The sequence below is a fragment of the Rhizobium sp. 18065 genome (assembly GCF_902706095.1).
Lineage (GTDB): Bacteria > Pseudomonadota > Alphaproteobacteria > Rhizobiales > Rhizobiaceae > Allorhizobium.
This window is the reverse complement of record NZ_CACSJP010000006.1, coordinates 1-22,511: the sequence shown is the minus strand read 5'-3', so window position 1 is coordinate 22,511 and position 22,511 is coordinate 1. Positions and strand designations below refer to the sequence as shown.

The 22,511-nt window shown below is 60.6% G+C and carries 21 protein-coding genes and 1 tRNA gene; 15 read left to right on the top strand and 7 right to left on the bottom strand.

The window, feature by feature from the left end; all coding sequences use genetic code 11:
* The first annotated feature begins 6 nt into the window (after positions 1-6).
* The 3 genes from GVK95_RS15095 to GVK95_RS15085 all read left to right on the top strand — a co-directional run bounded on the left by GVK95_RS15095 (position 7) and on the right by GVK95_RS15085 (position 3,186).
* Positions 7-1,677 carry a nitrite/sulfite reductase gene (locus GVK95_RS15095; RefSeq protein WP_159951057.1) on the top strand — a complete coding sequence of 557 codons (1,671 nt, stop codon included), beginning with the start codon at positions 7-9 and terminating at the stop codon, positions 1,675-1,677.
* A 14-nt stretch (positions 1,678-1,691) separates the two neighbouring features.
* A complete protein-coding gene (locus tag GVK95_RS15090; protein ID WP_159951055.1) occupies positions 1,692-2,204 on the top strand; it encodes a DUF934 domain-containing protein in 513 nt (170 codons plus the stop codon).
* Positions 2,205-2,373: 169 nt separating this feature from the next.
* The gene (locus GVK95_RS15085) at positions 2,374-3,186 is read left to right on the top strand and encodes a ferredoxin--NADP reductase (protein WP_159951053.1); all 813 of its coding nucleotides are present in this window, start codon (positions 2,374-2,376) and stop codon (positions 3,184-3,186) included.
* A 60-nt stretch (positions 3,187-3,246) separates the two neighbouring features.
* Here the strand turns inward: GVK95_RS15085 and GVK95_RS15080 are convergent, their stop codons facing one another.
* From GVK95_RS15080 to GVK95_RS15055, 6 genes are all read right to left on the bottom strand, one after another.
* Entirely contained in the window at positions 3,247-3,870 is a 624-nt protein-coding gene (locus GVK95_RS15080; protein WP_159951051.1) for a GntR family transcriptional regulator, read from the bottom strand.
* Between the two features lie 121 nt (positions 3,871-3,991).
* Positions 3,992-5,197: an ABC transporter permease gene (locus GVK95_RS15075; protein ID WP_159951049.1), complete on the bottom strand. Its 1,206-nt coding sequence runs from the start codon at positions 5,195-5,197 to the stop codon at positions 3,992-3,994.
* Positions 5,187-5,903 (bottom strand): ABC transporter ATP-binding protein, encoded by a 717-nt coding sequence (locus tag GVK95_RS15070; protein WP_159951047.1) that lies wholly within the window; start codon positions 5,901-5,903, stop codon positions 5,187-5,189. Before GVK95_RS15070 ends, GVK95_RS15075 begins: the two co-directional genes overlap by 11 nt.
* A gap of 10 nt (positions 5,904-5,913) precedes the next feature.
* The gene (locus tag GVK95_RS15065) at positions 5,914-7,254 is read right to left on the bottom strand and encodes an efflux RND transporter periplasmic adaptor subunit (RefSeq protein ID WP_159951045.1); all 1,341 of its coding nucleotides are present in this window, start codon (positions 7,252-7,254) and stop codon (positions 5,914-5,916) included.
* Between the two features lie 126 nt (positions 7,255-7,380).
* Entirely contained in the window at positions 7,381-7,629 is a 249-nt protein-coding gene (locus GVK95_RS15060; protein WP_159951043.1) for a hypothetical protein, read from the bottom strand.
* A gap of 286 nt (positions 7,630-7,915) precedes the next feature.
* Positions 7,916-7,991, bottom strand: a tRNA-Lys gene (locus tag GVK95_RS15055).
* A gap of 289 nt (positions 7,992-8,280) precedes the next feature.
* Between GVK95_RS15055 and GVK95_RS15050 the strand changes: the two genes are divergently transcribed.
* Together GVK95_RS15050 and GVK95_RS15045 are read left to right on the top strand one after the other, a co-directional pair.
* The gene (locus GVK95_RS15050) at positions 8,281-9,027 is read left to right on the top strand and encodes a cytochrome c biogenesis CcdA family protein (protein WP_159951041.1); all 747 of its coding nucleotides are present in this window, start codon (positions 8,281-8,283) and stop codon (positions 9,025-9,027) included.
* Positions 9,028-9,087: 60 nt separating this feature from the next.
* A complete protein-coding gene (locus GVK95_RS15045; RefSeq protein ID WP_159951039.1) occupies positions 9,088-10,047 on the top strand; it encodes an AEC family transporter in 960 nt (319 codons plus the stop codon).
* On the opposite strand, the gene GVK95_RS15040 is transcribed toward GVK95_RS15045, so the two are convergent.
* A complete protein-coding gene (locus tag GVK95_RS15040; RefSeq protein WP_159951037.1) occupies positions 10,024-11,226 on the bottom strand; it encodes a UbiH/UbiF family hydroxylase in 1,203 nt (400 codons plus the stop codon). The genes GVK95_RS15045 and GVK95_RS15040 overlap by 24 nt on opposite strands.
* 215 nt (positions 11,227-11,441) lie before the next feature.
* On the opposite strand from GVK95_RS15040, the gene pcsA reads away from it, so the two are divergent.
* The 10 genes from pcsA to GVK95_RS14990 all read left to right on the top strand — a co-directional run.
* Positions 11,442-12,173 carry a phosphatidylcholine synthase gene (gene pcsA, locus GVK95_RS15035; protein WP_159951035.1) on the top strand — a complete coding sequence of 244 codons (732 nt, stop codon included), beginning with the start codon at positions 11,442-11,444 and terminating at the stop codon, positions 12,171-12,173.
* Between the two features lie 119 nt (positions 12,174-12,292).
* A complete protein-coding gene (locus GVK95_RS15030) occupies positions 12,293-13,870 on the top strand; it encodes an ABC transporter ATP-binding protein (protein ID WP_200844297.1) in 1,578 nt (525 codons plus the stop codon).
* A complete protein-coding gene (locus GVK95_RS15025; RefSeq protein WP_159951033.1) occupies positions 13,860-14,957 on the top strand; it encodes an ABC transporter permease in 1,098 nt (365 codons plus the stop codon). The genes GVK95_RS15030 and GVK95_RS15025 overlap by 11 nt, the downstream gene beginning before the upstream one ends.
* A complete protein-coding gene (locus tag GVK95_RS15020) occupies positions 14,951-15,871 on the top strand; it encodes an ABC transporter permease (RefSeq protein WP_159951563.1) in 921 nt (306 codons plus the stop codon). The genes GVK95_RS15025 and GVK95_RS15020 overlap by 7 nt, the downstream gene beginning before the upstream one ends.
* 41 nt (positions 15,872-15,912) lie before the next feature.
* On the top strand, positions 15,913-16,986 hold the full coding sequence (locus GVK95_RS15015) for a BMP family ABC transporter substrate-binding protein (RefSeq protein WP_159951031.1): 1,074 nt from the start codon (positions 15,913-15,915) through the stop codon (positions 16,984-16,986).
* A gap of 170 nt (positions 16,987-17,156) precedes the next feature.
* Complete coding sequence (locus GVK95_RS15010; RefSeq protein WP_159951029.1) at positions 17,157-17,906, top strand: FadR/GntR family transcriptional regulator; 750 nt, start codon at positions 17,157-17,159, stop codon at positions 17,904-17,906.
* A gap of 78 nt (positions 17,907-17,984) precedes the next feature.
* On the top strand, positions 17,985-19,346 hold the full coding sequence (gene glmU / locus GVK95_RS15005; RefSeq protein ID WP_159951027.1) for a bifunctional UDP-N-acetylglucosamine diphosphorylase/glucosamine-1-phosphate N-acetyltransferase GlmU: 1,362 nt from the start codon (positions 17,985-17,987) through the stop codon (positions 19,344-19,346).
* A 135-nt stretch (positions 19,347-19,481) separates the two neighbouring features.
* The gene (glmS, locus tag GVK95_RS15000; RefSeq protein WP_159951025.1) at positions 19,482-21,308 is read left to right on the top strand and encodes a glutamine--fructose-6-phosphate transaminase (isomerizing); all 1,827 of its coding nucleotides are present in this window, start codon (positions 19,482-19,484) and stop codon (positions 21,306-21,308) included.
* Positions 21,305-21,808: an N-acetyltransferase gene (locus GVK95_RS14995; RefSeq protein ID WP_159951023.1), complete on the top strand. Its 504-nt coding sequence runs from the start codon at positions 21,305-21,307 to the stop codon at positions 21,806-21,808. The genes glmS and GVK95_RS14995 overlap by 4 nt, the downstream gene beginning before the upstream one ends.
* Positions 21,809-21,817: 9 nt before the next feature.
* On the top strand, positions 21,818-22,511 hold a 694-nt coding region (locus GVK95_RS14990), incomplete at its 3' end, for a DUF502 domain-containing protein (protein ID WP_159951021.1).

Genomic DNA, 22,511 nt, shown 5'->3' with positions numbered 1-22,511 from the left:
TAAGATATGTATCGTTACGATGAATTCGACCACGCCTTCGTTTCGGCGCGCGTAGAGCAGTTTCGCGACCAGGTGGACCGCCGCCTGTCGGGAGACCTGGCCGAGGACGCTTTCAAGCCGCTGCGCCTGATGAATGGCGTCTATCTGCAGCTTCACGCCTACATGCTGCGCGTCGCAATTCCCTATGGCACGCTGAACGCGAAGCAGATGCGCATGCTGGCCCACATCGCCCGCAAGTATGATCGCGGCTATGGCCATTTCACCACCCGCCAGAACATCCAGTACAACTGGCCGAAACTGTCCGACACGCCGGATATCCTGAGCGAGTTGGCCAGTGTCGAAATGCACGCCATCCAGACCTCCGGCAACTGCATTCGCAACGTCACGGCCGACCATTTCGCCGGTGCTGCCGCTGACGAGGTCGCCGACCCGCGCCCCTACGCCGAAATCCTGCGCCAGTGGTCGTCGCTGCATCCTGAATTTTCCTTCCTGCCGCGCAAGTTCAAGATCGCCGTCACCGGCGCGCCGAGCGACCGTGCGGCCATCCAGGTGCACGACATCGGCCTGCATCTGAAGAAGAACGAAGCGGGTGAACTCGGCTTCGCCGTCTATGTCGGTGGTGGCCAGGGCCGCACGCCGCTGATCGCCAAGAAGATCCGCGACTTCCTGCCGGAGGCCGATCTGCTGACCTATGTCACGGCGATTGTCCGCGTCTACAATCTCAATGGTCGCCGCGACAACAAGTACAAGGCCCGCATCAAGATTCTCGTGCATGAGACCGGCGTCGAGGAACTGACCCGCCAGGTCGAGGTTGAGTTCGACCAGATCCGCGACAGCGAACTGAAGCTGCCGGAGGCCGATATTCGGTCGATCGAGGCCTATTTCGCGCCGCCGGCTCTCGCCGATCGTGCCGAAGGCTGGGAAGCACTCGCCCGCGCCAAGAAAGCCGATGCGGCCTTCGCTACGTGGGTCGGACAGAATGTCCAGCCGCACAGCCATCCTGATTACGGCATGGTCACGATCTCCCTGAAGCCGATCGGCGGCACGCCGGGAGATGCATCGGATGCGCAGATGGATCTGGTCGCCGAGATCGCCGAACGCTACGCATTTGACGAGATCCGCGTCAGCCACGAGCAGAACCTGATCTTGCCGCATGTCGCCATGGGCGATCTCTACGCGGTTTATCAGGCGCTGGAGAAGTCAGGCCTGGCCACAGCCAATGCCGGCTTGATCACCGACATGATTGCCTGTCCGGGCCTGGACTACTGCGCTTTGGCCAATGCTCGGTCGATCCCGGTGGCCCAGGAAATCTCGCTGCGCTTCGGCTCCCAGGCGCGCCAGGCGGAAATCGGCGAGTTGAAGATCAAGATTTCCGGCTGCATCAATGCCTGCGGTCATCACCATGTCGGCCATATCGGCCTTTTGGGTGTCGAGAAGAAGGGTGCCGAACTCTATCAGATCACGCTGGGCGGTTCCGGTGACGAGAACTCGTCGATCGGCGAGATCATCGGCCGCGGTTTCGAGCCGGAAAAGGTGACCGACGCCATCGAGACCATCGTCGATACCTATCTTGGCCTGCGCCTTGATCCGAAGGAAACCTTCCTTCTGGCCTATCGTCGCGTCGGCCCCAAGCCGTTCAAGGATGCCCTCTACGGCGCGACGGCGGAAGCCGCGTAAGGATGACTGAGACCATGACCAAGATTTGGAAAGAAACCGGCTTTGTCGCCAAGGATGCCTGGGTCATCGAAACTGACGATGTGAAGGCAGGCGAGGGCGAAACGCCGATCCGCGGCCTCGACGCCTTCCTGGCGGCGGCAGCCGATACCAATGAGGGTGGCTTGGGTGTTCTGGTCGCACCGGCCGATGACGTGAGCAAGCTCGAACCTTATCTCGACCGCATCGCCCTGATTGCCATTGCCTTCCCGGCGTTCAGTGATGGTCGTGGTTTCAGCCATGCGAGCCTGCTGCGTGAACGCCTCGACTATCAGGGTGAATTGCGTGCGGTTGGCGACGTGTTGATCGATCAGGTGCCCTTGATGCTGCGCACCGGTTTCGACAGCTTTGCCGTGACCAATGAAACTGCGCTGAAACGGCTGGACGAACACTGTCTGATGGGCGTGGCCCAGCAATATCAGCCAACGGCGCGGTCTTCCAAGGCTGCTGCCGGCTATAGCTGGCGCCGGATCGGCTCGACCGGCGCCTGAAATATAATAAATAGCCTATGTGATGGCGGCGATTTGACCGGGGTCAAGGACGCTGCCTTTGCTTTCAGGCATCCCATGGCTGCAAAAACTGCATGCCGGCTGAATTGTGGAATGGCGAAGTCTGCTTTATAGGCTGCCCCACGTGACCGAACGATAGGACCGACAGCCTATGAATGCTCTTGTGAAGACCGACAATGCCGAAATGATCGTGCCCGACGGCGTCTATGCCGAAACGGTTCTGAGCGTGACGCATTATACCGACCATCTGTTCCGCTTCCGCATGACCCGTCCGGCAGGTTTCCGCTTCCGCTCGGGCGAATTCGCCATGATCGGCCTGATGGTCGAAGGAAAGCCGATTTATCGTGCCTATTCCATTGCCAGCCCGTCCTGGGACGAAGAACTCGAATTCTTCTCGATCAAGGTTCAGGATGGTCCGCTGACCCAGCACCTGCAGCGCATTCAGCCGGGTGACAAGGTTCTGATGCGCAAGAAGTCGACCGGCACTCTGGTGCTCGACGCGTTGACCCCCGGCAAGCGGCTCTACATGTTTTCGACCGGTACCGGGATCGCACCTTTTGCCAGCCTGATCCGCGATCCGGAAACCTATGAGAAGTTCGAGGAAGTCATCCTCACCCACACCTGCCGCGATGTTGCCGAGCTGAAATACGGCTTCGACCTGGTCGAGGAAATCAGGAACCACGAGTTTCTGGCTGAAGTCGTCGGTGACAAGCTGAAGCACTATGCGACGGTGACCCGCGAAAACTATCCGTTCATGGGCCGTATCACCGACCTGATGGAAAACGGCAAGATGTTTGCCGATCTTGGCGTGCCGACGCTCGATCCGGCCATCGACCGAGGCATGATCTGCGGTTCGACAGCCATGCTGAAGGATACCAAGGTGATCCTTGAAAAGGCGGGTCTGTCGGAAGGCGCCAACAACAAGCCGGCCGAGTTCGTTATCGAGCGCGCCTTCGTCGGCTAAGCTCGAAACGATAGTGAGATGAAAACGCCCGGCTTGTCCGGGCGTTTTCAATAAAGGGCGTCAGTTTTCGCTGAGATAGCCGATCAGATTGGCCGTGGCGCGTTCAGCCTCGACGCCTTTATCCTGTTGGACGGCGCGGATTACCGCGACATGCATCGATACCGATTGATCCATCTTTTCCACGGTCGCTGTGCTGTACCAGAGGCGCCGCGAATGGGTCTGCAGCGGCGCGAGTGCTGTGGTCAGGAAACAGTTCGGACAGGCGCTCTCGATCAGCACGTCGAAAACCTTGTCGGCCCTGAGGAAGGCATCGAAATCGCCGGCAGTCGCGGCGGTCGTCATGGCGGTGGCGCAGTCGGCAAGGGCGGACTTGACCTCGGCATTGGCGGACTCGGCCGCAAGCCGGACGGCATAGGGTTCGAGGCGTAGGCGAACCGCCATGATTGCCCGATGATCGTAGGGTTTGATCTCGGAGATCTGCAGCCCGACACGCGGACGAACCAGCATCAGACCCTGCCACTCCAGCTTTTGAATGGCCTCGCGGACCGGCGTTCGTCCGAAACCGGACGCCTCGATCAGTTCCCTTTCGCTGACCGTAGCACCTGGCTTGAGCCTGAGCATGACGATCTGCCGTTCAAGCTCGAGATAGGCGAGATGGCTTTGCGAGGGGCTTTTGTTCTGCATGCGCGCTCCACTGATATACCAAGCTGTGGCATGTCGCAGATGGAATGGCAAGTCGGGCTGATATATCAGGGTGCTCGGTCGGCTTTGATGAATGCCGGAAGTTTGAGAAGGCTCGATGGAATTATTCGTGCCGCAATGCCTCGATTGGGTTCAACTGCGCCGCGCGTCTCGCTGGAAAATAGCCGAAGACCATGCCGATGATTGCCGAGAATGCGAAGGCCAGCAGAACGATCGACGGGCTGGCAACAAACGGGACGGACATCAGGCTGACGGCCGTATAGGCGATCGTCAGCCCCAGCACGATACCCACCACGCCGCCAAACACGGAGAGCGTCACGGCCTCGACGAGAAACTGCATCAGCACCTGGCTTTCCACCGCGCCGATCGCCAGCCGGATGCCGATCTCGCGCGTCCGTTCGGTAACCGAAACCAGCATGATGTTCATGATGCCGATACCGCCGACCAGCAGCGAGACCGCCGCCACCGCTCCGAGCAGGCCGGTCATCAATGTCGTGGTACCGGTCAGGGTGGCTGCCATCTGCGTCATGTCGTTGACGCTGAAATCGTCTTCGCGCCCGGAAACGATCTTGCGACGCTCCCTTAGCAACAATTCGACGCTGGCCTGTACCTTGGACGTGGAGACGCCGTTTTCAGCCGACAGCATGATGCTGGATACATCCTGTGATCCGCCGATTCGCCGCTGGAACACCTTGAGCGGCATCATCACCACATCGTCCTGGTCGCTGCCCATGCCGCTCTGGCCCTTCTTCGACAGCGTGCCGATGATTTCGCAGGCGACATTGTCGACGCGGATAGTCTGCTCGAGCGCCGGTGTCGAGCCGAACAGCTTGGAGCGTACAGTCTCGCCGATCAGGCAGACGGCCTGTCCGCCACGTTCTTCCGAGGCAAGGAAAGTGCGGCCGGTGGCAAGCGTCCAGTCCTGTGCAACAAGATAGTCGCCGACCGTGCCGACAATGGTCGTTGCCCGGCTTTCTCCGCCGAAGATCACCGTCTGGCTGGATTGATTGACGCCGGCGACAGCCCTCAGGCCGCTGATCTGGTCGCGGATCGCGTCGACATCGCGTTCGGAGAATTTCTTCGCATCCGCGCTGGCACGGCCGGGGCCGAACTGGCCGGGACGGACAAACAGAAGATTGGTCCCGAGTTTGGAGATCTCCGACGTCACCTGTGCGGTCGTACCATTGCCGATCGTCACCATGGCGATGACCGCAGCAACACCGATCACGACGCCCAGCACGGTCAGGAACGAGCGCAGCAGGTTGCGGGTAATCGCGCGAAGCGCAAGCTTGATCGTTTCAGTGAACATCGGCCGCCACCTCCGTGGTCTTGCTGTCGGACTGAAGATGCCCGTCGACAAAGCGCAGGGTGCGCCTGGCATAGGCGGCGATGTCGTCCTCGTGTGTGACCATGATCACGGTGATGCCGCGATCCCGGTTCAGCGAGGTGATCAACTCCATGATCTCGCGACTGGTGCGGGTGTCGAGATTGCCGGTCGGCTCATCCGCCAGCAGGATCGCCGGTTTGGTAACAATGGCGCGTGCAATCGCGACGCGCTGCTGCTGGCCGCCGGAAAGTTCCTGTGTGGTGTGGTTTTCGCGCCCGGCAAGACCCACCTGGGCCAGTGCCTCGAGCGCCTGCTGGCGCCGTTCCCGTGCATCCATGCCGCGATAGATCAGCGGCAACTCGACATTCTCCACGGCCGAGGTGCGCGCCAGCAAATTGAACCCCTGGAAGACGAAGCCGAGCATGTGTCTGCGCAGCAACGTGTATTGTGAGCGGTCGAACCCCGTCGTTTCCATGCCCTGGAACAGATACTGGCCGGAGCTTGGCACGTCGAGGAAGCCGAGAATGTTCATCGCGGTGGATTTGCCCGAACCCGACGGACCCATGATGGCGACGAATTCATGCGCCTCGATCGTCAGGTCAAGGCTGTCCAGCGCGCGGATCGTGGCCTCGCCGCGCCCATAGAGTTTGGAAATCTGGCGGAACTGGATCAGAGGGGCAGGGGCCATACGGGCGTCCTCAGCTCTTCTTTTCGGTGGAATCGGTGACCAGTTGGTCGCCTTCGGCAATATCGCCCTTCACCAGTACGGTGTTCTGGCCATCACTGGAACCGATCTCGATATTGACGGCGGCAGGCACGCCATTGCGCAGGACCCAGACCGTGCGTTCGCTGCCCGTTGGCTGGGCCGTGGTCAGCGAGCCCATGCGCGGTGGCCGGAACAGGCTGAATATGCCGCTGCCACCACCTTCGCGGGTCGCGGTAACAGGCGGCGAATAGCGCAGGGCTGCGTTTGGAATGAGGAGCTGTCCGGAAATCGCCTTCACCACGATATCGGCCGTCGCCGTCATGCCCTGGCGCAGGACCATGTCTTCATTACGCACCGACAGGATGCCCTTGTACGTGACAACGTCGTTGACGGTCTCGGAGGCATAGCGCACCGAGGTGATTTCCGCCGGAAACCGTTGATCGGGAAAGGCATCAACGGTGAATGTCGCCTTTTGCCCGACGGCCACCTGTCCGACATCCGCCTCGTCGATCGATACTTGCAGTTCCATCTCTCTGAGATCGCCTGCCAGGGTGAAAAGGGTCGGAGCCTCGAGTGAGGCGGCAACGGTCGCACCGGGATCGACGTCACGTGCCAGCACGATCCCGTCGATCGGCGAGACAATGGTCGCCTTGCTCAGCGACAGCTTCGACTGCTCGAGCGTGGCTTCGGCGGACAGCACATTGGCCTCGGCACTCGCCTTGGTGGCCACCGCCGCTTCATAGTTGAAGTTTGCCGAATCCAGATCCTGCTGGCTCGATACGCGGCTGGTAACCAGCGCCTTTTGCCGGTCGAGACTTACCTTGGCAGACAGTCGGTCGGCTTCGGCCTTGGAAACACTGGCTCTCGCCGCCGCCAGCGCTGCTTCCGAGCCTTTCAGTTCCGCGGTCAGCTTGTCGGTGTCGAGCCGCGCCAGCACTTCGCCCTTGGTGACCTGGGTGTTTTCTGCAACCAGTACCTCGCGCACGGTACCGGACTGCTCGCTCGACACATCGACCTGCACCGTTGGCTCGACCGAACCCGTGGCGGTGACCATCACGGTGAGATCGCCCTTTTTCACCTCGGCGCTGGCATAGGTATAGGATGCCGTGCGCGTCGTCAGCGTGTAGATGCCATAGGCGGCACCCGCGACCAGCACCAGCGTGACAATCCTGAGGATCCAGCGAGGCTTTTTCCCACGCGGTGTGCCGATCAGCGCCTTCAGCTCCTCTACGTTGGAGCTAGGGTCTTTGGAGCGGCTGTCTGTGTCGATCGTCACGAAGGCACCATTGTCATATTGTTGCGCGGAGAGGATGCCGTTTCCCGCAGTTTTCATCTTGATTGAAATCAATTGCCGGGCGGCCTGCCGCTTGTGGTTGCGGTTCTTCCACGGATCGCGACAAAACCCCAGTGAATAATTGGTAAGAATTGAACGGCGCCATTTGCACCGATCCGCTTGTATTCACATGAAAATGCTCAGGATGAAGGTCGCCAGAAGGGCGATGCCGACGATGCCGAAAAAGGCGATAATCCCCAGTTCCGCCAGTGTCGGATCCTTGCGCATCCGGCGCAGCGTGCCTTCCAGCCGCGCATCCTCCTGGCGCAGGACCATCTGCGTATCGGCAAGCTCGATCACTGCCGAGATCACCTGCTCGACATCCCATCCCGCCCTGACGCCTCGGTTGACCATGTCTAGAAAGGCATCTTCCATCGCTTCCTGACACTCGATCGGGTGTTCAGGATCAGATCTCTCAGTTTTCGGCGAACGGATATGAGCCATGGAATTTGGACTTCGGGGGCAAAGGGGCGCAAAGAGTCTGCGGTTCGAAACACAGTGATCGACCTACACGGCCAAGGCGGGCGGGTCCAGCGGTGAAACGGCAATGCAGCCGCCCGAACATGGCCCGAACATGGGTTGGTTGTCGTCGAAGCCAGAGGCTTGACCGTCTTCGCGGCCATGGCGAGAACCGGATATATTCTGACGATTGGTTGGGAAGTGGTGAGAGGCGTGGGACTCGAACCCACGACCCGCGCATTAAAAGTGCGCTGCTCTACCAGCTGAGCTAGCCTCTCACACAATTTCCGTTGCGCGACTCTTTGACTAAAAACCGCTTGAAACAGCTTAAAAATCATTGCTCAAACCGGCTGAGCCACGCTCTTCCATGCAGGGTTTGTGCCCCGCCTTTGGAAGTGCGCGGAACATAGGCAGGCGACCTCATCCGGTCAACCGGAAAAATGCGTTCTCCGCAATGAAAAGGTCCTTTTGTCGCAACGAACGCAAAGGTGATTGGCAAGCCTCCATTCTGCCGGATAGGAAGGGCGCCAATCCGTCTGGCAAATAACATTCACTGTGGAGTTGCGTGTGTCGATCGCCGAGATTTCTTTCGTCAGTGCGCTTCTGGCGGGAGCTCTGTCCTTTCTTTCTCCCTGTGTTCTGCCTTTGGTGCCGCCTTATCTCTGTTATATGGCTGGCATTTCGGTGGATCAGTTCCGGGCCGGCGAAGAGACGCAGAATGCCGCCGCCCGTCGCACCGTTTTCCTGACGTCGCTCGTCTTCACGCTTGGCTTTGCTACGGTCTTCGTCGCGCTGGGGGCTGGTGCCTCGACTATCGGCGGCCTGTTGCGCCAGCATCTCGACCTGCTCGCCAAGATCGGCGGAGCCATCATCATCGTCATGGGCCTGAATTTCCTCGGCCTCTTCCGTCTTGGCTTCCTGTCGTCCGAAATGCGATTCGCCGGCGGCGGCAAGCCGGCCACGCTGTCGGGCGCCTATGTCATGGGTCTTGCCTTTGCCTTCGGCTGGACGCCGTGCATCGGTCCGGTCCTCGGCGCTATCCTCGGCGTTGCGGCCTCCAAACAGACGGTTGGCGACGGCGCGTTGCTGCTCGCCATCTATTCCCTCGGGCTTGCCGTGCCGTTCTGGATCGCGGCGGGTTTCTCCGGTGCCTTCATGCGTTTCCTGGCGCGTTTCCGTCACCATCTCGGCCTGGTCGAAAAGATCATGGGCGGCTTGCTGGTGGCAACCGGGCTTGCCTTCATCTTCGGCTACATTTCCGACATGGCCATCTGGTTTCAGCAAACCTTTCCCATCCTGTCGCAAATCGGCTAAGTCCGGATGGGGCGCACGGTTTGCGCGGCGAGTGAAGCGTGATGAAGAAAGACTTTGCCAATGGCTGACATTGTCGCGCTGGTGCTGCCGTTTTTCGGACTGATTCTGATCGGCTATGTTTCCGGCAGGATTGCCGACCATTCCGCCGGTGCACTCGGTTGGCTGAATTTTTTCGTGATCTACGTCACATTGCCGGCACTGTTTTTCAAGCTGGTCTCGCGCACGCCGATCGAAGAACTCACCCGTGTCGATTTCATCGCTGCCGCCCTTGCTTCCACCTACACGATCTTCCTGCTGGTCTTCGCCATCGGCCGCTATATCCGCGGCAACACGATCGCCGAATGCACCGTCCAGGCGCTGGCGGGCTGTTATGGCAATATCGGCTACATGGGGCCGGGACTTGCGCTGCTTGCCTTTGGCGAGAAGGCGGCCGTGCCGGTGGCTTTGGTGTTCTGCTTTGAAAATGCGGCGCATTTCATCGCGGCTCCGGCACTGATGGCCTTTGCCGGCGGCGACAGGCGTCCGCCCTTGCTTTTGGCGCTGGACGTGGCGCGCAAGATCATCACGCATCCATTCATCGCAACACTGGTCGGCTTCGTTGCCGCCGCCTTCGCCTTCGAGCCACCCGTCGCGCTGCAACGGCTGATCGATTACCTGGCACAGGCTGCCGCACCATGCGCGCTGTTTGCCATGGGCGTGACGTTGGCGCTGCGGCCACTCAAGCGTATCCCGGTCGAGATCGGCTATATCGTGCCGATCAAGCTCGTTCTGCATCCGATCCTGGTTTATGTCGTCTTGAGCTTCGTCGGCAATTTCGATCCGCTCTGGCTCTACACGGCGATCCTGCTTGCCTCGCTGCCGACCGCCACCAATGTCTTTGTCATCGGCCAGCAATATGGCGTCTGGCAGGAGCGCGCTTCGGCGACAATCCTGATCACCACGGTCATCTCGGTATTGTCCGTCTCTGCCCTGCTGTTTGCGATCAAAAGCGGCGTCTTACCGCCGGATCTTTTCCCGTAACACCTGCGGCAGGCTTTTCAGCCCGCGGCCGGGTGCTACACCTTCCTGCATCACCAGATTGCGCAGCGGCGCAAAGCTTGCCAGCACCTGCAGGCCCGCCGCCCGCATCATCTGCACCGGCAGCAGTCCCGAGAGAAGCGAGCGGTTCAACAGGTCGACACTGACGGTGCGGCTGGAAATATCGAGGCGCCGCTTGCGGTCGAAGTGATCGCCGGCGGTGGCTCTGATCTGCTCACCGTTGGGGTCGATCAGGATGTCCTCGAGTGCTGCGATATCACGAAGGCTGAGATTGAGGCCCTGCGCCCCGATCGGTGGGAAGGCATGACCCGCTTCGCCGACAAAGGCGGCGCGGCCGCGTCCGTAATGGTTGGCAGTCATGCCCGACAGCGGCCATGCCTGTGCACCATCCTCGACGGTCACCTTGCCGAGCAGCGACTGCATCCGGCTTTCCACCTCTCCAGACAGGCTGGCCGTATCAAGGGCAAGCAGGCGCTCGGCTTCCGCAGGTGTGACGACCCAGACAAGGCTGGAGCGCATGCCGGGCAGGGGCACTTGCGTGAACGGACCCGATTCGGTGTGAAATTCGGTCGAGGTGTTCTGGTGCGGCAGCGTATGGCCAAAGTTCAACACCACGGCCGTCTGCGGATAGGACCAGGTCTTCACACCGACGCCGGCGCTGTCGCGGGTTTTCGACTTTCGGCCATCGGCGCCGATGACGAAGTCCGCCATGATGACCTCGTCCTGCGGCAGGCGAACGGTCACACGATCCTCGGCGATCTCGATCGCCTCCGCCGCGACGGAAAAGCGCTCGATCATCGGTTCCGTCGAAACGGCCTGCGAGAGTGCTGCGACCAGCGCGGAATTCGGAATATTGAACCCGAAAGCCGGGAGGTCGATTTCAGCGCTGCGGAAAGCAACCGTCGGCGCGCGCAGCAGGCGCTTGGTCCCGTCGATGATCTGCATCGTCGACAGTGCGGCCGCCTGGGCGCGCAGGCCCTCCCAGAGGCCGAGGCGCTCCATCATCGTCAGCGATTGATGCATCAGCGCGGTGGTACGCCGGTCGGAGCCATCGGGCTCAGGGCCGATCAGCGCCACGCGGCGGCCACCGCGCGCCATGGCGATGGCAGCGATCTGGCCGGCGGGGCCAGCACCGATGATGGCAATATCGTAGTGGTTCATGGTTTCTGCGTCCGATCAGGCAAACTCATCTGCTATTTAGAGCGCTTGGCCGGCGAAATCCATGGGCTGTATTGGCGCAGTCCGGACGTCTCCGTCCAACTTGGTGCATCCGTTGATTTCGCGGTAAAACCGGTCGCGTTTTCGGTCCTCTGTTGCAAATGACAGGATTTCATCGGATACCGAGGGCACCGGAAGGCTGATAGCTTGGAGCAGGGATGAAGATCTTCAATTACAAACGGGTTCCCTACGCGGAAATCCGCGCGTTTTCGGTCCACATCCTGACCGCATCGGGCTCATTCCTGGCTTTCTTGGGTGTGGTTGCTGCTGCCGAACATCGCTTCGTCGATATGTTCTGGTGGCTTGGTCTGGCGCTTCTGGTCGACGGCATCGACGGTCCGATTGCCCGCAAGGTGCGCGTCAAGGAAGTGCTGCCGAACTGGTCGGGCGACACACTCGACAATATCATTGACTACGTGACCTATGTTCTATTGCCGGCGTTTGCGCTCTATCAGAGTGGGATGATCGGTGAACCCTGGTCCTTCGTCGCTGCTGGCCTGATCGTCGTCTCAAGCGCCATCTACTACGCCGACATGGGCATGAAGACCGATGAGTATTTCTTCTCCGGCTTTCCCGTGGTCTGGAACATGCTGGTCTTCACGCTCTTCGTCATCGATGCAAGCGCGACAACGGCACTTGTTGCTGTCCTGGTCTCGGTCTTCCTGACATTCCTGCCGATCTATTTTCTTCATCCCGTCCGCGTCAAACGGTTGCGGGGGCTCAATATGGCGGTGTTTCTGCTCTGGTGCGCCTTTGGTGGATATGCCCTTCTGTTGCATTTCGACACCCCGTCCTGGGTCGTTGCCGGCACGGTTGTCACGGGCCTCTATCTCTACCTGATAGGCGGAATCCTGCAGTTTTTCCCGAGCCTTGGCCGCGCCGCAGACTGACGCGGTAACCTTGCCTGCGCAAAACCAAAAAAACTCCTGCCTATATATTGTGCGGCGCGGAAAACCGGTTATGAATTGAGCTACGGACCGGGCGCAAGACCCGGCCTGGGAGCCTGGCAATGCAAGGGGGACATGTGGCGTACGACCAATCGACAGGCGAATTGCCGCTCTTGTCCGTGCGTGGCCTCAGCAAGCTGTTCGGCAGCTTCAAGGCCTGTGATGGCATCGATCTCGATATCGGCCACGGCGAGATTCATGCGCTTCTCGGTGAAAACGGCGCGGGAAAATCCACTCTCGTCAAGATGCTTTTCGGCATCCTTGCGCCATCGGCAGGTTCGATTTCCTGGCAGGGCACAGACACGGCAGTCGCCAATCCGGCCGAGGCACGTCGCCTTGGAATTGGCATGGTGTTTCAACATTTTTCGCTGTTCGAAGCGCTGACCGTCGCCGAAAACATCGCTTTGTCGCTCGACGAGAAGATCTCGATTTCCGAACTGTCGAAGAAAGCCGCCGAACTGTCGATCGCCTACGGTCTGCCGCTCGATCCCGACGCTCACGTCGCCGATCTGTCGGTCGGCGAACGCCAACGCATCGAGATCGTCCGCGCACTCCTGCAAAATCCCAGATTGATCATTCTCGATGAACCGACTTCCGTCCTGACGCCGCAGGAAGCCGACCGCTTGTTCGAGACCTTGTTCAAGCTGAAAGCAGAAGGCCGCTCCGTCCTCTATATCAGCCACCGGCTGGAGGAAGTGCAGCGCATCTGCGACCGGGCGACCGTACTGCGCCATGGCAAGGTCACCGGTGCCTGCGACCCGCGCCAGGAAACACCGGCCTCGCTTGCCCGCATGATGGTCGGAGCCGAGGTTGCTGGCGTCGAAAAAATAGAGCCGGCGGCCGATGGCGCCATCCAGCTTGAAGTGACTGCGCTGTCGGTAAGCCCTCGCTCACCCTTTGCCATGCCGCTGAAATCGGTCTCGATGACAGTGCGCGCCGGCGAAGTCCTGGCGATCGCCGGTGTTGCCGGCAATGGCCAGAGTGAACTGTTTGACGCGCTGTCCGGCGAATATCCGGTCGAAAGCGCCGATGCGATCCGCATTCGCGGCCACGCGGTCGGCCGCCTCGGCATCAATGCACGCCGCCTGCTCGGCGCCGGCTTCGTCCCCGAGGAACGTCATGGCCATGCGGCTGTGCCGGCGATGAGCCTGTCGGAAAACCTGTTCCTGTCGCGCAATGCCTCCGATCGCAAGGCCTACCTGGCCGGCGGAAAACTGGGACTGATTCGCCACGGTCTTGTGCAACAGGCGGCACGGCGCATCTCCGAGATGATGGATGTGCGCAAAAGCGGCGATGATCCGGCTGCAGGTTCATTATCTGGCGGCAATCTGCAGAAATTCATCGTCGGGCGCGAACTCGACCGCCAGCCCTCTGTGCTGGTCGTCAACCAGCCGACCTGGGGTGTCGATGCCGGTGCGGCAAGCAGGATCCGACAGGCGCTGGTCGATCTGGCCAAGAGCGGGTCGGCCGTGGTGGTGATCAGCCAGGATCTCGACGAAATCTTCGAGGTCGCCTCCAGCATTGCGGCAATCTCCGAGGGAAAGCTGTCGGCGGTCCATCCGGCTGGCAGCATGAACCGCGAAAAGATCGGCATCCTCATGGGCGGCATGCATGGCTTGGAGACGGCGCATGCGCATTGAACTTGAACGCCGTCCGCGCCAATCGGCGCTGTTTGCCATCGTCTCGCCGTTGCTGGCGCTGGCACTCACCGTGTTCTTCGGCGGCATCATGTTTGCGCTGCTCGGCAAGGATCCTGTTTCTGCGCTTTACAGCTTTTTCATCGAACCGCTTCTCGAGGTCTGGTCGCTGCATGAACTGGCAATCAAGGCCGGTCCGCTGATCCTGATCGCTGTCGGCCTCTCGGTCTGTTACCGCTCCAACAACTGGAATATCGGCGCAGAAGGCCAGTTCACCGTCGGCGCGATCACCGGTTCGCTTCTGCCGATCGTCTTCTACGAATGGCATTCGCCGTTTCTGCTGCCATTGATGATGGTCATGGGCGCGTTGGGCGGGGCGGCCTATGCCGGCATCCCGGCCCTGCTCAAGACCCGCTTCAACACCAACGAGATCCTGACCAGCCTGATGCTGGTCTATATCGCCCAGCTTTTCCTCGACTGGCTGGTGCGTGGCGCCTGGCGTGATCCAGGTGGCTATAATTTCCCCCAGAGCCGCAGCTTCGTCAGCGAAGCCGTGTTGCCGGAAATCCTGTCGTCTTCCGGCCGCGCCCATTGGGGCTTCGCCTTCGCGCTGCTCGCCGCCGTCGCCGTCTGGCTGATGATGCGCTACACGCTCAAGGGCTTCCAGATCGTGGTGCTGGGGCAGTCCGAGCGGGCAGGGCGTTTCGCCGGCTTCTCGTCGCGCGGCATGGTATGGTTCTCGTTGCTGTTTTCCGGCGCACTGGCCGGTCTCGCCGGGATAACCGAAGTGTCCGGATCCATCGGCCACCTGCAGCCGTCGATCTCCCCGGGTTACGGCTTCACCGCAATCATCGTCGCCTTCCTCGGACGTCTCAATCCGCTCGGCATCGTCGCCGCGGGTCTGGTGCTGGCGCTGACCTATCTGGGCGGTGAAGGCGCGCAGCTGTCGATCGGCGTCTCCGACAAGGTCACCCGGGTCTTCCAGGGGCTGCTGCTGTTCTTCGTGCTCTCCTGCGACACGCTCATTCTCTACAAGGTACGCATCGTCTTCGATCGTGGCCGCAAGCTCGCCGGCAGGAGCGCATCATGATTGTTGAAGCGATCTTGCTGACCGTCATCACCGCCTCGACCCCGCTGGTCATTGCAGCACTCGGCGAACTGGTCACGGAGCGCTCGGGTGTGCTCAATCTCGGCGTCGAAGGCATGATGATCATCGGCGCCGTCTGCGCCTTTGCCGCGGCCCAGGCATCCGGCTCTCCCTTCATCGGCGTTCTGGCCGGCATTCTGGCGGGGGCGGCCTTCTCGTTGCTCTTCGGCTTCCTGACACTGACCCTGGTCGCCAATCAGGTTGCCACCGGTCTCGCCCTGACCATTCTCGGCCTTGGCGTATCCGGCATGGTCGGCGAGAGCCTGGTCGGGGTGCCCGGCGTCAAGCTGGCCCCGATCGCCATTCCCCTGCTGGCCGATATTCCGGTCGTCGGGCCGTTGTTCTTCAGGCAGGACATCATCTTCTATCTGTCGATCGCCCTGGTGGTCGGGGTCAACTGGTTCCTGTTCAAGAGCCGTGCCGGCCTGAAACTGCGTGCCATCGGTGACAGTCATGGTTCGGCCCATACGCTAGGCTTGCCGGTCATCCGCACGCGTTATCTCGCGGTCATGTTCGGCGGCGCCTGTGCCGGCCTTGCAGGTGCCCAGCTGTCGCTGGTCTACACGCCGCAATGGGTGGAAAACATGTCGGCCGGCCGCGGCTGGATCGCGCTGGCGCTGGTCGTCTTTGCCGCCTGGCGGCCCTGGCGCCTGCTGGCCGGCGGCTATCTGTTCGGCGCGGTGACCATCGGCCAGCTGCATGCCCAGGCCTTCGGCATCGGTCTTCCATCACAGTTTCTATCGGCGCTGCCCTATGCCGCAACCATTGTCGTCCTCATCATTATCTCCCATAATCGGCGCACAACGCTGATCAATACACCGGCCTCGCTGGGCAAGCCCTTCGTGCCGGATCGTTAAACGAAAACAAAAGCTTCAACCTAACCAGACAGGGGTACATCATGAAGAAATTCCTCCTCGCGCTTGCCGCCTCGGCTGCGGCACTTGCCGCGGTCGCAGCGCCTGCCTCCGCCCAGGACAAGACGAAGATCTGCTTCGTCTATGTCGGCACCAAGACCGACGGCGGCTGGACCCAGGCGCATGACATCGGCCGCCAGGAACTGCAGGCCCATTTCGGCGACAAGATCGAGACGCCGTTCCTCGAAAGCGTTCCGGAAGGTCCCGACGCCGAGCGTGCCATCGAGCGCATGGCCCGGTCGGGCTGCGCCATGGTTTTCGCCACCTCGTTCGGCTTCATGGATGCGACCCTGAAGGTTGCCGAGAAGTTCCCGGACGTGAAGTTCGAACATGCGACCGGCTACAAGACGGCTGCCAATGTCGCCACCTACAACTCGCGCTTCTATGAAGGTCGCTTCATTAACGGCCAGATCGCCGGCAAGATGTCGAAGAAGGGTGTAGCCGGCTACATTGCGTCCTTCCCCATCCCGGAAGTGGTTGGCGGCATCAACGCCTTCCTTCACGGTGCCCGCACCGTGAACCCTGAATTCAAGTTGAAGGTCATCTGGGTCAACACCTGGTTCGACCCCGGCAAGGAAGCTGACGCCGCAAAGGCCCTTATCGACCAGGGCGTTGACATCCTGACCCAGCATACCGACACCACCGCGCCGATGCAGGTTGCTCAGGAACGCGGCATCCAGGCATTCGGCCAGGCTTCTGACATGATTGCAGCCGGCCCGACCGCCCAGCTGAGTTCGATCGTCGACACCTGGGGCGCCTACTACATCAAGCGCACCCAGGCCGTGATTGACGGCACCTGGGCCAGCCAGCAGACTTTCGACGGCCTGAAAGACGGTATCCTGACGATGGCACCGTTCACCAACATGCCGGACGACGTCAAGGCGATGGCAACCGAGACCATGACGAAGATCAAGGCCGGTGAACTGAAGCCCTTCACAGGGCCGATCAACAAGCAGGACGGTACGCCGTGGCTGAAGGAAGGCGAAAGCGCCGATGACGGCACCATCCTCGGCATGAACTTCTACATCGAAGGTGTTGACGACAAGCTGCCGCAATAATCGGTCGGACATTTCTGTCGCGATCACGGAAGGGGCGCCTCGGCGCCCTTTCTTTGTTGTGGATATACAAAAATACGGAAATGCTAAGATACAGCCCTTGCAGATGCTGTGCATTGCTACGAGAAGCCATCAGAACGTAGCGAATCGCAAAGACACAAGGGAGCACAGGCATGCGCAAGGAAGCGATTGCCGGCTGGTTATTGGCCTCGAAGCCACGGACGAACCACGCCCGGGTTGTCGAGCAGCTTGGTTTGGCGATCGTCGCTGGTGAGTTTGCCGTCGGCGATGTTCTGCCTGGCGACCCGGAACTGCAGCAGCGCTTTGAAGTTTCGAGGTCAGTGCTGCGCGAAGCGATGAAGACGCTGGCGGCCAAGGGCCTCGTCGTGGCGAAATCGCGCATCGGCACCCGCGTGACGGACCAGTGCTTCTGGAACCTGCTGGATGAGGACGTCCTGCGCTGGCATTTCAGAAGTGGCGTATCCGCCGCATTTATCGACCATCTCTATGATATTCGCCTATTGCTGGAGCCTGCGGCGGCGGCCTATGCGGCGAAACGGGCAACCGCCGATGACTGTGCCCAATTGCGCCATTTTGCTGCAAAGCTCGGCTCGCCGGAATTCGATTGGCAGTCTCAGGTGGAAGCCGATCTCTGTTTCCATCTGCTGCTGATGCTCGTCGGCGGCAACCCGTTCATGGAAAGCATGGTCGGCTTCATTCGCGCGGCGCTCGAGGGGGCGTTTACGTTGGCGCTGAAGCCGCCGGTGCCGAACCGGGACGCCGAAATGCGCGACACCCATATGGCAATCGTTGAGGCGGTGGAGCGCGGCGACGTGGACGGGGCACGCGCGGCGATGGAAAATGTCATCCAGCTTGGCCGTCGAAGTGCGATCTATGCGGTCGAACGGGTGCACACGTCCTGACCGGCATTGCTTTTCAGCTTGCGGCCTCGACAGCGGCTCGCTAGTGAAATTTCATCAGAGCAAAGCCCGGAGTTTTTCATGGCACGCAGATGTCTCGCCGTCATTCTCGCCGCTGGTGACAGCACCCGGATGAAATCATCCATGTCCAAGGTGCTTCATCCCGTGGCCGGACGCCCGATGATTGCCCATGTCATGGCTTCCATTGCGGCGTCCGGTATCAATGACGTCGCCCTTGTCGTCGGGCGCGATGCCGAGCGGGTGACAAAAGCGGGCAGCCTCGAGGGCATGACCGTGGAGAGTATCCTGCAGGTTGAACGGCTGGGCACCGGCCATGCCGTCTTGATGGCCCGCGATGCGATTGCGCGCGGCTATGATGAAATCCTCGTGGCCTACGGCGATGTGCCGCTGATTACGCCCGGACCGCTGATGGCCGCACGCGAAGCGCTGGCCGATGGTGCGGATGTGGCCGTGATCGGGTTTCATACGCAGAAGCCGACCGGCTATGGACGCCTGCTGGTTGAAAACGGCGAGCTGGTGGCGATACGGGAGGAAAAGGACGCAACCGACGCCGAGCGCGCCGTGACCTGGTGCAACAGCGGCCTGATGGCCATCAATGGCCGCAAGGCACTCGACCTGTTGTCGCGCATCGGCAACACCAATACCAAGGGTGAGTACTATCTGACCGACCTGGTCGAGATCGCCCGTTCGCTCGGTGGCCGCGCGGTTGCCGTCGATGCGCCGGAAAGTGAACTGACAGGCTGCAACAATCGCGCCGAACTGGCTGTCATCGAACGCCTCTGGCAGGAGCGCCGCCGCCTTGAACTGATGGTGTCCGGCGTCACCATGATTGCCCCCGAAACCGTCTTCCTCAGCCACGATACGCAAATCGGCCAGGACGCGTTGATCGAGCCGAATGTCGTCTTCGGCTTAGGCGTCGTCGTAGAGGGTGGTGCCGTGATCCACGCCTTCTCGCATCTCGAAGGTGCCTATGTCGCGACCGGCGCCACCGTCGGCCCCTATGCGCGCCTGCGTCCGGGCGCGAACCTGGCCGAGGGCTCCAAGGTCGGCAATTTCTGCGAGGTCAAGAAGGCCGAGATCGGCAAGGGTGCCAAGGTCAACCATCTGACCTATATCGGCGATGCTTTTGTTGGTGCCGAGAGTAATATCGGCGCCGGCACGATCACCTGCAATTATGACGGCGTCAACAAGCATGAGACGCGCATTGGTGAAGGTGCCTTCATTGGGTCCAACTCGTCGCTGGTCGCACCGGTGACTATCGGCGATGGCGCTCTGGTCGCGTCGGGCAGTGTCATCACCAGGGATGTGCCGGCGGACGCACTCGCTTTTGGTCGCGCGCGCCAGGAGATGAAGCCAGGCGGTGCCAAGAAGATCCGCGAGAAGAACCTGGCGATCAAGGCAGCAAGGAAGGCTGGCAATTAAGTCTTGTATCGCAATGCGTTCACCATTGCTGCATTGCGTTACGCTACGAAATGCAATTTGACCTCACCCAAGATTGCGCATTCCGGCAAAACCGGTAGGACTGACGCAAATTATTGACGCCAGACGGAGAATTTCATGTGCGGTATTGTTGGTATTGTCGGTAACCAGCCGGTCGCGGCGCGCCTCGTCGATGCATTGAAGCGGCTCGAATATCGCGGCTATGATTCTGCCGGTGTTGCGACGATCCATGACAACACGCTGGAGCGGCGGCGCGCCGAAGGCAAGCTGTTCAATCTCGAGACCAAGTTGGCCGCCGAGCCGCTGGCCGGCAATATCGGCATTGCCCACACTCGCTGGGCAACCCACGGCGTGCCCAACGAAACCAATGCCCATCCGCATTTCGTCGATGGTGTTGCCGTCGTTCACAATGGCATCATCGAGAACTTCTCCGAGATCAAGGACGAACTCTCTGCCGAAGGCGCAACCTTTGCGACGCAGACAGACACCGAAGTCGTGGCGCAACTTCTGGCGAAATATCTCCGCGACGGCCTCGGCCGCCGGGAAGCGATGCACAAGATGTTGCGTCAGGTAACCGGCGCCTATGCGCTGGCCGTCATCTTCAAGGATGATCCTTCGACCATCATGGCAGCGCGCTCGGGTCCGCCGCTTGCCATCGGCTTCGGCGATGGCGAGATGTTCCTCGGCTCCGACGCGATCGCGCTTTCGCCTTTCACCAATCGCATCGCCTACCTGCAGGATGGCGATTGGGCGGTGATCGGCGCCCGTGGTGCCCATATCTTTGATCTCGACGGCAATCCGGTCGAGCGCCAGATGCAGATCTCGTCCGCCAGCGCATACATGATCGACAAGGGCAATCATCGCCATTTCATGGAAAAGGAAATCTACGAGCAGCCGGAGGTGATCTCTCACGCTCTGTCGCACTACGTCGATTTCGCCGCCAACAGGATCAAGCCCTTCGAGGGCGAACTGGATTTCGCCAATCTGCGTGGCCTCGCCATGTCGGCCTGCGGCACAGCTTATCTCTCTGGCCTTGTCGGCAAATACTGGTTCGAGCGTTATGCCCGCCTGCCGGTCGAGATCGATGTCGCTTCGGAATTCCGCTACCGCGAGATGCCGCTGTCCAAGGATCAGGCTGCCTTTTTCATCTCGCAGTCGGGTGAGACCGCTGACACGCTGGCATCGCTGCGGTATTGCAAGGAAAACGGCCTGAAGATCGGCGCCGTGGTCAATGTCAAGGAATCGACCATTGCCCGTGAAGCCGACGCGATCTTCCCGATCCTGGCCGGTCCTGAAATCGGCGTAGCCTCTACCAAGGCCTTCACCTGCCAGCTGGCGGTTCTCGCATCGCTGTCGATCGCTGCCGGTGTTGCCCGCGGCACTGTGACGGAAGCCGAGGAAAAGCAGCTGGTCAAGCATCTGGCCGAAATGCCGCGGATCATGAGCCAGGTGCTGAACAGCATCCAGCCGCAGATCGAGGCCCTGTCGCGCGATCTCGCCAAGTTCAAGGACGTTCTCTATCTCGGCCGCGGCACCAGCTATCCGCTCGCCATGGAAGGCGCGCTGAAGCTGAAGGAGATCTCCTACATCCACGCGGAAGGATATGCGGCCGGCGAGTTGAAGCACGGTCCGATCGCGCTGATCGACGAGAACATGCCGGTCATCGTCATTGCGCCGCATGATCGCTTCTTCGAAAAGACCGTGTCGAACATGCAGGAAGTGGCGGCCCGCGGTGGCCGGATCATCTTCATCACCGACGAGAAGGGGGCGGCGGCCTCCAAGCTCGAGACCATGGCGACGATCGTCTTGCCGAATGTCGCCGAGATCATCTCGCCGATGGTCTTCTCCCTGCCGATTCAGTTGCTTGCCTATCACACGGCCGTCTTCATGGGCACGGACGTCGACCAGCCGCGTAACCTGGCCAAGTCGGTCACTGTGGAATGATCATCCGGGCAGAGCGCGAAGGTGAACAGGCCGCCATCGGCATGGTCACCGCCGCGGCCTTTGCCGGCATGCTCTATAGCGACCAGACCGAGCCGCTGATTATCGAACGATTGCGCGATGCCGGTGCGCTGACACTGTCGCTGGTGGCCGAGGAGGCTGGAGCGATTGTCAGGCATGTCGCCTTTTCGCCCATATCGCTTTCTGGCGGAGACGAAGGCTGGTACGGCCTCGGCCCGATCAGCGTTGCGCCGGCACATCAAGGCAAGGGAGTTGGTTCGCGTCTCGTCTCCGAGGGACTGGATGAGCTGCGGGCACTCGGCGCTGCCGGCTGCGTCCTGCTCGGCGATCCGGCTTACTATCAACGCTTCGGTTTCCGTCTGGATCACGGTCTCGTGCTTCCCGACGTTCCGCCGGGACATTTCCAGGCTTTGCTCTTGCATGGTCCGGACGCCTTGGGCATTGTCGCCTTCCATCCGGGTTTTTACGGCACTGCACAATAACGGCGGTTAATGACTGAAAATTCTGATACGATTTCGGTTGCGACACGGCTCAGGAACAACTTCCTGACGGGTTTGATCATCTGCGCACCGGTCACGATCACTATCTGGTTGACCTGGACCTTCATACGCTGGGCCGATAGCTGGGTGAAGCCCTATATTCCGGACCGTTACAACCCGGAAAACTATATACAGTTCGCCATTCCCGGCACCGGCTTGCTGCTGGCACTGTTCGCCATCACCCTGATCGGATTCCTCGGCAAGAATCTGATCGGACGCTCGATCGTCGCCTACGGCGAATCGGTACTGCATCGTATGCCGCTGGTCCGCACGGTCTACAAAAGCACCAAGCAGATCTTCGAGACGGTGTTGAAAGAGCAGTCGAGCTCCTTCAAGAAGGTCGGCCTGATCGAGTTTCCCGGCCCCGGAAGCTGGGCTCTGGTCTTCGTCTCCACCGATGCCAAGGGTGAGATCGCCGCCAAACTCAACGAGGATGGCGAGGAAATGATCGCGGTGTTCATGGCGCCGACCCCTGTGCCGACCGCAGGCTTCCTGATCTTCGTGCCACGCAGCAAGGTGAAGCTTCTGGACATGTCACCGGAAGAGGGCATCAAGCTGCTGATTTCGGCCGGTCTGGTGACGCCCAACTGGACGCCGCAGCCGGGACCGCAACCGGAAAACCCGGTTGCCCAGCCCCCGATTACCC

Excerpts from the sequence above, each read along its gene's own strand:
- GVK95_RS15095 (WP_159951057.1), top strand. The coding sequence starts at position 7 with ATGTATCGTTACGATGAATTCGACCACGCCTTCGTTTCGGCGCGCGTA.
- GVK95_RS15090 (WP_159951055.1), top strand. The coding sequence starts at position 1,692 with ATGACCAAGATTTGGAAAGAAACCGGCTTTGTCGCCAAGGATGCCTGG.
- GVK95_RS15085 (WP_159951053.1), top strand. The coding sequence starts at position 2,374 with ATGAATGCTCTTGTGAAGACCGACAATGCCGAAATGATCGTGCCCGAC.
- GVK95_RS15080 (WP_159951051.1), bottom strand. The coding sequence starts at position 3,870 with ATGCAGAACAAAAGCCCCTCGCAAAGCCATCTCGCCTATCTCGAGCTT.
- GVK95_RS15075 (WP_159951049.1), bottom strand. The coding sequence starts at position 5,197 with ATGTTCACTGAAACGATCAAGCTTGCGCTTCGCGCGATTACCCGCAAC.
- GVK95_RS15070 (WP_159951047.1), bottom strand. The coding sequence starts at position 5,903 with ATGGCCCCTGCCCCTCTGATCCAGTTCCGCCAGATTTCCAAACTCTAT.
- GVK95_RS15065 (WP_159951045.1), bottom strand. The coding sequence starts at position 7,254 with ATGAAAACTGCGGGAAACGGCATCCTCTCCGCGCAACAATATGACAAT.
- GVK95_RS15060 (WP_159951043.1), bottom strand. The coding sequence starts at position 7,629 with ATGGAAGATGCCTTTCTAGACATGGTCAACCGAGGCGTCAGGGCGGGA.
- GVK95_RS15045 (WP_159951039.1), top strand. The coding sequence starts at position 9,088 with ATGGCTGACATTGTCGCGCTGGTGCTGCCGTTTTTCGGACTGATTCTG.
- GVK95_RS15040 (WP_159951037.1), bottom strand. The coding sequence starts at position 11,226 with ATGAACCACTACGATATTGCCATCATCGGTGCTGGCCCCGCCGGCCAG.
- pcsA (WP_159951035.1), top strand. The coding sequence starts at position 11,442 with ATGAAGATCTTCAATTACAAACGGGTTCCCTACGCGGAAATCCGCGCG.
- GVK95_RS15030 (WP_200844297.1), top strand. The coding sequence starts at position 12,293 with ATGCAAGGGGGACATGTGGCGTACGACCAATCGACAGGCGAATTGCCG.
- GVK95_RS15025 (WP_159951033.1), top strand. The coding sequence starts at position 13,860 with ATGCGCATTGAACTTGAACGCCGTCCGCGCCAATCGGCGCTGTTTGCC.
- GVK95_RS15015 (WP_159951031.1), top strand. The coding sequence starts at position 15,913 with ATGAAGAAATTCCTCCTCGCGCTTGCCGCCTCGGCTGCGGCACTTGCC.
- GVK95_RS15010 (WP_159951029.1), top strand. The coding sequence starts at position 17,157 with ATGCGCAAGGAAGCGATTGCCGGCTGGTTATTGGCCTCGAAGCCACGG.
- glmU (WP_159951027.1), top strand. The coding sequence starts at position 17,985 with ATGGCACGCAGATGTCTCGCCGTCATTCTCGCCGCTGGTGACAGCACC.
- glmS (WP_159951025.1), top strand. The coding sequence starts at position 19,482 with ATGTGCGGTATTGTTGGTATTGTCGGTAACCAGCCGGTCGCGGCGCGC.
- GVK95_RS14995 (WP_159951023.1), top strand. The coding sequence starts at position 21,305 with ATGATCATCCGGGCAGAGCGCGAAGGTGAACAGGCCGCCATCGGCATG.